This window comes from Kitasatospora sp. P5_F3, assembly GCF_054049135.1.
The window spans coordinates 68,625-78,634 of sequence record NZ_JBFUMY010000013.1 but is presented as its reverse complement, the minus strand read 5'-3'; the positions used below and the strand labels follow the sequence as shown (position 1 = coordinate 78,634).

Below are 10,010 nucleotides of genomic sequence, written 5' to 3'. Positions count from 1 at the left end.
CCAGGCCGGTCCCTGCCCGCTGCGCGGCATGCGCGGCGCCCAGGTGGCGGACGGCGAGGGCGCCCGGCTGGCGGCGACCGTCTCGCTCGCCCTCGCCTCGGCCAAGGTGCGCGACCATGTCCTGGACCGCGACGGGGTGTTCGCCCGCCGACCGGTGGCGAGCACCGCCCGGGCGGTGGCCCGGCGCTGGGACCGACAGAGCGGCCGGGCGGGTGACACCGTCGGCTTCGACACCGCCGTCCTGCTCGAAGCAGCGGACCGCCAGGGCGAGTTGGAGCGCACCGCGACGGCGGGAAGTCCGCTGCTGACCCTCACCGAACCGACCGAGACCGCCACCGCAGCGGCCACCGCCCACACCGCAGTACTCGCCGGGCGACCGGGCAACGCGGCCGCCCTGCACGAGGCGGGCCGGCTCTTCGGCCGACTGGCCCACCTGCTGGACGCCGCCGAGGACCAGGCCGAGGACGACGCGAACGGCGCCTGGAACCCGCTGACCGCCACCGGCACCAGCCGCGCCGAGGCAGAACGGCTCTGCCGGGACGCCACCCACGGCATCCGACTCGCCCTGGCCGAGGTGGAGTTCACCGACCAGGCACTGCCGCACCGGCTGCTGGTGCACGAGACCCGGCGTGCCGTCGACCGGGTCTTCCTCCAGATCGACCACGAGTCCCACGCCCCCGAGCGACCGCGCTCGCCGCGCGGTCTGCTGGCCGGCTGCGCGATGTGGGCGCTGCTCGCCTGCAGCTGCCAACTGCTGTGCTGCGAGCACGATCACCCGTTCTCCGGTGAGCGCCGCGAGGGGTTCTGCAAACGCAACGACTGCTGTGACGCGTGCGACTGCGCCTGCAACTGCGGTGAGTGCGGCTGCGACTGCTGTGACTGCTGCGGGTGCGACTGCTGACGGAGCAGCACCGAAGCAGCACTGCCCGGCAGCGATCCGTGGGGGATCAACTGCCGGGCAGGGAACGGACGGTGTCGGAGATCAGAACTGGGTGCTGACCGTGACGCCGCTGAAGCCGGTGCTGGTGTACAGGCTGAGGTAGCGGTAACCGGCCGTCGGGTTGGTGACGGTGATGCTCTGCGTGGTGCCGGGGCTGGTCGAGGACGCGGTGAACGCACTCGGCGAGGCCCAGGTGTTGGCGTTGTAGTAGAGGAACGCGTCGCCCGTGCCGCCGGAGGTGGTGACCTTCAGCGTGCTGACACCGGCCGGCAGGTAGACGTACAGGTAGTCACTGTTGCCGGCCGTCGCCGCGCGGTTGGACCGCGAGCAGTTCTGGCCCATCGCGTCGGTGCGCGCCTCGGTGCAGGTCGGCAGGATGACCGGGCCGCCACCGGTGAGCACGGTGACCGAGGTCGGGCTGGTGGCGCTCCGGCCGTTGCTGTCGGTGGTGGTCAGGGCGACCGTGTAGGTACCGGCGGCCGCGTAGGTGTGGCTCGGGTTCCGCAGGTTCGAGGAGGTGCCGTCGCCGAAGGTCCAGTTCCAGGCGGTGATCTGCCCGGGGCCGGTCTGCACGGACCGGTCCGTCAGGCTGACCGTGGCACCGTTCACCGACGGGGTGAACAGGGAGGTCGGGCCGGTCGCGTAGCAGGCGCCCGCCGCGCAGGCGGTCAGCCAGGCGTCGAAGTCGGCGTCGTAGCCGGTGCCGACGTTGTTGTAGACCGCGTAGCCACCGGCGTAGTCACCGGCGCGGAAGCGGCCGAGCATGGTCTGGACGTCGTTCGGGTGCTTCTCGAACATGTAGCGGACCGCGAGGTAGCCCCACGGGTAGACCCGGGTCGAGTCCGAGTTGCCGTACGTGTTCTGGAAGATGGTGCTGAGCTTGTAGGTGTGCTTGCCCGCCTCGGTCATCGCGTCGTTGTCCGTCGCGCCCCGGTAGCTGAAGGACGTGTACTCGGCGATGCCCTCGACCCACCAGATGTCGGGGACCGACGTCTGGGTGGTGAAGTCACCCTTCATGTCGTAGATGGCGTCGAGGTAGTGGGTGTACTCGTGGTTGAGGTTCCAGACCCGGGCGGTGTCGTTGAGGTTCCAGGACTTCTGGTACATCACCGTGATGGCCTGGTTGTTCGGGTCGGTCGCGTTCATCACGGTCTGGCCACCGTTGTCGGTGGAGTTGCCGTAGATGGCCCAGGAGTACGTGGTGTAGTCGGTCTTGTTGGCGAAGATCCCGAAGATGACGGTCTTGTCGTACTGGTTCGGGATCGCCCCGCTGTCCTTGACCAGGTTGTGGAAGAACGAGTCCTCACCGCGCAGGCTGGTGCAGACCGCGGCGAGCTCGGCGGCCGACAGCGCCTGGGTCTGGAGCGTGCGGTTGTCGCAGACCAGCTGGTTCGGCAGGACCACCGCGGTCAGCTTCGCCGGCAGGTTGCAGGTGTTGTAGTACGAACACTGGCCCGCGTCGTAGTAGTTGGCCTGGAACGCGGTGGCGACGTACAGCGGGCCGGTCTGGCCGAGGATCGGGGTGGCGTCGAGCAACCGCTTCACCTGCGGCTTGACCAGGGTCTCGACGGCGGTACCGGTGCCCGCCAGCCGGGACAGGTCGTTGCCGGCGTTGATGTCGAGCGCGCCGTTCGGCCCGCCGAGCAGGTCCTGGTGGTTGATCGCGAAGTCGGCCAGCGTGGTGGCGATGCTGGGGTCGGCGGCCACCGCCTGGACGAACTGCGGGTTCCAGCTGCCGCGCCAGAGCGCGTACCGCAACGGGGAGTTGACCGCGCTGACCATCGAGGGGATGGCGTTGTACGTGTTGTTGTACGCGTTCAGGACCTGCTTGTAGACGCCCAGGTAGCTGCCCTGCAGGTTGGCGCTGTCGGTGTAGGTCAGCACCTGCTTGAGGATGTTGCCGTTGGCGTCGGTGACGTCCTTCCAGCGCGTCCCGGCGAAGAAGGCGTCCATGCCCTCCTTGGAGGCGGCGGTGAGCGTCGCGTCGTAGGCGCCGACCGCACCGGCGTTGTTGGACTGGACGAAGTAGCCGGCCCGCAGGAACTGCACCAGCTGCAGGATGCTGTTCGTGTTGTCGCCGGTGTAGGCGGTGGCGCGGTTCTTGAAGGCGGCCGCGACGGGCAGCATCTGCGACTGCTTGAAGACCCCGCCCGCCGGGGTGCCGGTGAGGTCGAACAGCGTGTTGACGCAGTCGACGGTCGAGGCCTCGAGGAAGGCGACCAGGTCGGCGCCGGTACGGGTGGTGAAGTCGGCCGCGGTACAGCTCTGCGCGACAGCGGCGGCGGCAGCCAGACCCGCCTTCTTCTCCGCCGGGCGAGAGGCGGTGTTCGGCACGGTTGCCGCACCGACCGGCTCACGCATCGCGGCCTGGCTGAGCTGGGCCGCCGACAACGGGGCGGCGGGCGAGGCGAACTTGTCGGAGTCGGCCGCGAAGGTGGCCAGACCGGCCGGCTTCGGGGCGGAGGCGGAAGCTGTGGAGGAGGCCGCGGCTGCCACCGGCTTGGTGGCGGACGGGCCGGGCGCGGCGATCGCCGAGGCGGGCAGCAGAGAGGCGACCGTGGCGACGCCGGCTATGACGCCGGCTGCGAGGGTGGATATCGGTAGACGCAGGCGCACTGCCAAGTCCTTTTCCTGTGGGGGGTACTCACTGAGCATCAGGCGGGACAAGCGGGGGACGTGGCGTGCATCCTGCCACCGAATGACCGGCAGAACAATGTCACAGGTCATATCGCATGACTACTCATGGCCATCCGGTCACTTCATCCCCATTTCGACCGGTCTGTCGGGACCATCTCCTCGGCTGCGGCGGGACGTTGGCCGTACGGAAACGGCTGGCCCGACCCGCCGACGGCCTGCAAGACTCGCCCCGTGCAGATGATGATCATCAAGGAGATGGCCGACCGCCTGTCCCAAGTGCCGGGCGTCGTCGGAGTGCTGCTCGGCGGCAGCCGGGCCCGCAGCGAGCACCGACCGGACTCGGACTGGGACCTCGGCGTCTACTACCGCGGCGGACTCGACCTCGCCGCACTACGCACACTGGCCGGCCCGGAGGTGGACGTGGCCGGCCCGGGCGACTGGGGCCCCTGGGTCAACGGCGGCGCGTGGCTCCGGGTGGACGGCCTGCCGGTCGACTGGATCCTCCGGGACCTCGACCGGGTCGAGCAGGTCTGGGCGGACTGCCTCGAGGGCCGGTACGAGGTGGGCATCCAGGCAGGGCATCCACTCGGATTCTGGTCCCCCTGCTACCCCGGCGAGGTGGCACTCGGTCAGATCCTGGCCGACCCGACCGGCGAACTGACGGCCCTTCAGCACCGGACCGCGACCTACCCCGAGCCCCTGCGCGACGCCCTGACAGCGGGCGCCTGGGAGGCCGAGTTCCTCCTCGCCGCCGCAGCCAAGGGCGCGGCCCGCGCCGACACCCTCTACGTCTCCCTCTGCCTCTCCCGAGCCCTGGGCGTCCTGATCCAGGCGATGTACGCCCACGACCGCCGCTGGTGCCTCAACGAGAAGGGCGCCCTCCCCACCGCCGAAACCCTCCCGAGCACCCCACCCGACTTCGGCCCCCGAGCCCGCCGCCTGCTGGGCGCCCCCGGCGAGACACCCGAGTCACTGACCGCCACGGTGACCGAAGCCCGCACCCTCGTCACCGAGACCCGCACCGCTCTCGACTCCCGCCCGAACTAGGCTGCTGCCATGACGATCCGCGCCGTGGTTTTCGATGTCGGCGAGTGCCTCGTGGACGAGACTCGCGAGTACGGCACCTGGGCCGACTGGTTGCAGGTCCCGAGACACACCTTCGTCGCCCAGTTCGGCGCCGTCATCGCCGAGGGCCGCGACTACCGGGAGACCTTCCAGATTTTCGCGCCCGGCTTCGACCTCTACGAGCAGCGCGAGGCCCGCATCGATGTACTGCCCGCGCTCGACGCCGGAATGCGTACCGCGCTGATCCGGCGCGGCCCGTGGGGCTGGATCCAGCAGCACGACCCGGCCGCTCAGAAGTCGACGTTCCGGATCGACTCACTCGCCGAACTACCTGAGCCTGCAAAGAACTGAGCTTGTTCTCTGTGGTCTGACCTGATCGGGTTCGGTGACGGTCTCGGGTCGTCTGACGGCCTTTCCCACGTCGTGGCGGACGCCGGGTGCCGACAGTACGCCTCACGAGAGCCCGGGCGACCATAACGGACAGGCTCAGGGCTGCCGGCGGTCGATCCTGAATGTGTCGTTGAACAGCGCCACGGTCGCGGTCACATCCGCGACGAACCTGGCGACCTGCTGCTGTGCCTGCCCGGTCCGCTCCTCACAGCCTGCCGTCAGCGCGGCGGCCCGACTGTCGAGTTCCTCTGCCCGCCGCTCCAGCCGCCCCCTGCGCCAGCGGGCCCGGCCGGCCCGGCTCCTCAGCTCATCGGCCCGGCCTGGCAGGCCCGCCAGCTCGGAGGCGTCGGACAGGACGCTGTCCACAGCGGTGACGGCAGCCATCTGGGCCCGGTACAGGGCCGGCCGCACCGGCCCGACCGCCAGCAGAAACGCGTCGCTCCCGAGCCGGTGTCCCAGCGCCCGGGAGTCCCTGGCGATCCGTACGTCCTGCTCGAAGGAGGTGATGTGCGGATTGCGGTCGTCCTCGAACGTCAGATAGGTCCGCAGGATCTGCCCGGCCAGCTCGACATCGGGCGGAGTGGCGGCGACCGCGTCGCCGACCAGATCCCAGTTCCGGGATCCGAGCCGCAGGAGCTCGGCGAACGTCCGGACACAGCTCTCGTTCGCCAGCACTGCCGGATCGTAGCCCTGCCGCCGTATGTCGGCGATCGCTGCTTCCAACAGTTCGGCCACAGACATCAAGGTCCTCCAGGCTGGCACGGGTGCGACGGACGGCGATCCTATCGGCCCTGCGAAGCGTTCGGCACTGCGCCCGCACCGCCCCAACAGGCCTCGTGTGCCCGCCAGTTGCCGCAAGACCGGCCCGCGGCCGGCCGAGCATCCGAGCTGGCGGAGCCCCGGGCTACCGGTCGACGTTTGGTCTTCGCGCTAGCGCGCTCGCGGAGCAGGGCTTGGTAGTAGCCGGACTTCTGGCCGCCGAGATCGAAGTACTCGCAGATGTCAGCCACAAAAATGTTGGTGCCGTGCTCCACATGCCCGTCGAGGGTGTACCCGATCACGTCCAGCAGAGGTAGGTGCTCTGCTGAGTCACCGCACATGCATGTCATTGAGGCCCAGGTATGCCGCCCAAGCTCAGCGCGTACCAACTCACCGACACCCAAGTCGAACTCCCCCGAAGCGTCGCCTCTACCAAGAGTCAAGGATCCAGCATGCTCATGACTGGCGCTGCCGCGGGGGCCGCCTTCCGGGGAGGGACACTACTCACGCTTGCCACGGCATGCAACGCACCAATGAAAACTTTCTACACCAACGTCATCAACCAGTTGCAAGTTGGCAGTTGACCCCAGCCCGCTCGCACCGCTCCAGGCGCGTTCACCCCACCCTCGCCACCCCGCCCGAGCGAGCGCCATCCGGCCGCAGCAGACCGCTGACCTGCCGATACGCGATGCCGTCCGGCTCAACGCCATCAGCTCCACCACATCGGGACGGCCCGCCTGAACCGAGAAACCCGGCCCGCACACAAGCGGGACGGGCACGATCGGCCCGACCGCGACTCTTGACACCGCTTCGCCGCCAAGTACTCAATAGGCAACACAGTTGAACGTCTTCCAACACGGCGAGCGACGAAAGGAGCCGTCCGCACCAGCCGCTGCGCCCGGCACGGCTCACGCACGCTCTCTCCCGCGTCCCCTCCTGTCTGCCTCGCAGCGCCCTCCGCGATCCCACCCCGCCGGACGCGAAGCGGCGGCGACAGACGAACCTCAGCGACCGGACACGGCCCAGGCGACCTCCTCCGCCAACCAGCCGTCGGCACCGCGCTGCCCGAACGCGTCCCACACCCCCACCGCTGGACGGTCGAGTTCGACCGCCCTCGCACAAGAACGCCCCCACACGAAAGGATCGACGGCACATGCGTCGTCTTGCCTGTGCACTGTCTGCCGTACTCGCAGCAGTCGGCACCACAATTGTCCTGCCCAGCTCACCAGCGACAGCAGCGGCAACGCCCTACGTGTTCGAGGTCGAGAACATGTCGCTGACCAACTTCGCGACGGACACCGTGAGCCATACCTGGAACGGCACTTCGGTCGACACCGTCACCTACGCCCGGGGCGTGGCCGGACAGACGAGCACCGCGAGCAAGGCGTTCACCGGCGCTGACGGAACCTACGACCTGATCACGCGTTACAACGGCAAGACCGCCAACGGGGTGACCTACAAGCTCTCCGTGAACTCCGTCCCGGTGGACACCTGGGCCACCTCCCAGCGGTACGGCACCGACTACACCGACCCGAAGAACATCGACACCCGTACGTCGAGCAAGGTACAGCTCAAGGCCGGTGACACCATCGAGCTGACGGCCACGTCCGCCGGCGAGGTGCCCCGCATCGACCGGATCACGATCCAGCAGTACGTCGGGCCGCCCACCAGCACACTGACCATCAACTCGCCGAACACCACACTGAACGACGGCTTCAACTGGGGCAAGGACCGGGCCCTGGGCATGACGTTCTACCCGGGCAACCCGATGATGGGGCACGAACCCGAGTGGTGGCGCCTGAAGAACGCCACCCACCCGGCCGTCGAGCCCGGCTACTGGGGTGCGTACACCAACCGGGAGTCCTACTACAACCGGGACATCTCCCACCAGTCGGACGGTGCGCACGCGCTCGGCCTGGATGCCGAGACGTTCAGCATGCTGAAGACCTTCGCCGCCGATGCCGACGATCCGGGTCAGAACGGCTGGCCGCTGTGGGCACACAGTTCCTCCGGGGCCATGTACTACATCGACGGCACCGGCTTCCGCGAACTGCCGTCGCCGTTCAACCTGATGACCAAGGCGTACAAGCAGTACCAGTGGACGGGCAACGCCGACTGGATCAACGATCCGGCCCTCTCCGCCTACTACGACTCGACGATGGGTCAGTTCCTGACCAACCACGAGGTGGTCTGGAACGACGCGAACCCGGCCGCCGAGCAGCCGGTTTCGAGGAAGCAGGCCGGTGAGTACACGGCGACGTTCTTCGAGTTCCCGAACGAGAACCTGGTCTCCGCAGGCGACTCGCTCGGGTACCAGTACCAGTCGATGCTGGCCTACTCGGAGATTCTGAAGGCGAAGGGCGACAACGCCAACAGCGTGAAGTGGGCCGACCGCGCCCAGCGGGTGCGCAACCAATTCGAGGCGACCTGGTGGGACGCGTCGAACAACCGGTACATGCGCGGCAAGGACGCCGCCGGTACCGGCTACAGCAGTTGGGGCCACGAGGCCAGCTTCCTGATGATGCTGACCGGGCTGGGCGACCACGGCAGCCGGACCAGCAGCTACCTGGACTTCATCGCCGCCAACGACGACGCCCTGAACGTCGAGGCGGCCTCCTACCTGCCGGAGATGTACTACCAGTACAACCGGTCCGACGAGGGCTGGGCGTGGCTCAAGAAGCTGATGACCGGCAAGAACACCTACCCGGAGATCTCGTTCCTCGCGGTCAGCAGCACCATCGACGGCATGATGGGCGTTCAGCCGGACGCCCCGCACCACAAGGTGGCGACCGTCTCGCGGTTGACCTCCGAGACGCCGTGGGTGGAGATCGACCACCTCAAGGTCGGTGACAACGACCTGAAGCTCAAGCACACCGGTACGACGGCCTCCACGCTGACCAACAACTCGGGCGGCACCGTCAGTTGGGAGGCGCAGTTCTACGGCACCCCCGCCACGATCACCGTGAACGGCACCGCCCAGACCCCGCAGACCAAGTCGCTGTACGGCAAGACGGTCTCCTACGTGACCGTACCGGTCGCCGCCGGTGCGTCCGTGACCGCGTCCACCGGGCCCTCGGCCGGCGACACCACGGCCCCCACCGCGCCGACCAACCTCACGTCGAGCAGTGTGACGTCGAACAGCGTGGGCCTGGGGTGGACGGCCTCGACCGACGATGTCGGCGTCACCGGCTACAACGTCTACCGCGGGACCACGCTGGTCGGTTCGTCGACGGGTACGAGCTTCACCGCGACGGGGCTGTCCGCCTCGACGCCGTACACGTTCACGGTCAAGGCGGTCGACGCCGCCGGGAATCTCTCCGGGGCCGGCAACACCCTCTCCGTCACCACCGCCGCCACCGGCGGAAGCGGACAGACGGTCGATCTGAGCGATCTCACCTGGAGCAGCGCCAGTAGCGACTTCGGTACCGTCCAGAAGAACAAGAGCGTCGACGGCAACGCCATCCGGCTGAACGGCACCACCTACGCCAAGGGCATCGGCACCCACGCCAACAGCACCGTCACCTACACCCTCAACGGCGCCTACGCACGCTTCCAGTCGGACGTCGGCATCGACGACGAGGTCAACGCCAACGCCACCGTCAAGTTCGAGATCTGGGGCGACGGCGTCAAGCTCTACGAAACCCCGGCGGCCATGACGCCCTCCAGCGCCACCCAGTCCATCGACATCAGCGTCGCCGGCGTCAACTCCCTCGTCCTCAAGGCGACCGACGCGGGCGACGGCATCAACAGCGACCACGCCGACTGGGCCGGAGCCAAGCTCGTCGGCAACCCGCAGACCCCGACCGCGCTCAGCGACCTGGCCTGGACGGGTACGCCCACCATCGGGTGGGGCACCGTTCACCAGGACAAGAGCGTCGACGGGAACCCGATCAGGCTGAACGGCACCGCCTACGCCAAGGGCATCGGCACCCACGCCAACAGCACCGTCACCTACACCCTCAACGGCGCCTACGCACGCTTCCGCTCCGACGTCGGCATCGACGACGAGGTCAACGCCAACGCCACCGTCAAGTTCGAGATCTGGGGCGACGGCGTCAAGCTCTACGAAACCCCGGCAGCGATGACGCCCTCCAGCGCCACCCAGTCCATCGACATCAGCGTCGCCGGCGTCAACTCCCTCGTCCTGAAGGCCACGGACGCGGGCGACGGCATCAACAGCGACCACGCCGACTGGGCCGGAGCCACACTGGTGCGCTAG

Annotated in this window: 6 protein-coding genes; 4 read left to right on the top strand and 2 right to left on the bottom strand. The window is 68.5% G+C overall.

What is annotated here, in order from left to right; translation table 11 throughout:
* Positions 1–901: DUF5685 family protein (locus ACXJMZ_RS12115; RefSeq protein ID WP_457030008.1), on the top strand; the 901-nt coding region annotated here is incomplete at its 5' end.
* Between the two features lie 81 nt (positions 902–982).
* On the opposite strand, the gene ACXJMZ_RS12110 is transcribed toward ACXJMZ_RS12115, so the two are convergent.
* Positions 983–3,556 carry a collagenase gene (locus tag ACXJMZ_RS12110; RefSeq protein WP_457030007.1) on the bottom strand — a complete coding sequence of 858 codons (2,574 nt, stop codon included), beginning with the start codon at positions 3,554–3,556 and terminating at the stop codon, positions 983–985.
* A gap of 258 nt (positions 3,557–3,814) precedes the next feature.
* Here ACXJMZ_RS12110 and ACXJMZ_RS12105 point away from each other — a divergent pair, with 258 nt between their 5' ends.
* Together ACXJMZ_RS12105 and ACXJMZ_RS12100 are read left to right on the top strand one after the other, a co-directional pair.
* Positions 3,815–4,624, top strand: a complete 810-nt coding sequence (locus ACXJMZ_RS12105; protein WP_457030011.1) for a nucleotidyltransferase domain-containing protein — start codon at positions 3,815–3,817, stop codon at positions 4,622–4,624.
* Between the two features lie 9 nt (positions 4,625–4,633).
* Entirely contained in the window at positions 4,634–4,993 is a 360-nt protein-coding gene (locus ACXJMZ_RS12100) for a hypothetical protein (protein WP_457030006.1), read from the top strand.
* 135 nt (positions 4,994–5,128) lie between these two features.
* Here ACXJMZ_RS12100 and ACXJMZ_RS12095 read toward each other — a convergent pair whose 3' ends face one another.
* Positions 5,129–5,773 (bottom strand): hypothetical protein, encoded by a 645-nt coding sequence (locus ACXJMZ_RS12095; RefSeq protein WP_457030005.1) that lies wholly within the window; start codon positions 5,771–5,773, stop codon positions 5,129–5,131.
* A gap of 1,171 nt (positions 5,774–6,944) precedes the next feature.
* Between ACXJMZ_RS12095 and ACXJMZ_RS12090 the strand changes: the two genes are divergently transcribed.
* On the top strand, positions 6,945–10,010 hold the full coding sequence (locus tag ACXJMZ_RS12090; RefSeq protein ID WP_457030004.1) for an NPCBM/NEW2 domain-containing protein: 3,066 nt from the start codon (positions 6,945–6,947) through the stop codon (positions 10,008–10,010).

Bases quoted from the DNA above. Each gene is read 5' to 3' on its own strand.
- ACXJMZ_RS12105 (WP_457030011.1), top strand. From the start codon at position 3,815: ATGATGATCATCAAGGAGATGGCCGACCGCCTGTCCCAAGTGCCGGGC.
- ACXJMZ_RS12100 (WP_457030006.1), top strand. From the start codon at position 4,634: ATGACGATCCGCGCCGTGGTTTTCGATGTCGGCGAGTGCCTCGTGGAC.
- ACXJMZ_RS12095 (WP_457030005.1), bottom strand. From the start codon at position 5,773: ATGTCTGTGGCCGAACTGTTGGAAGCAGCGATCGCCGACATACGGCGG.
- ACXJMZ_RS12090 (WP_457030004.1), top strand. From the start codon at position 6,945: ATGCGTCGTCTTGCCTGTGCACTGTCTGCCGTACTCGCAGCAGTCGGC.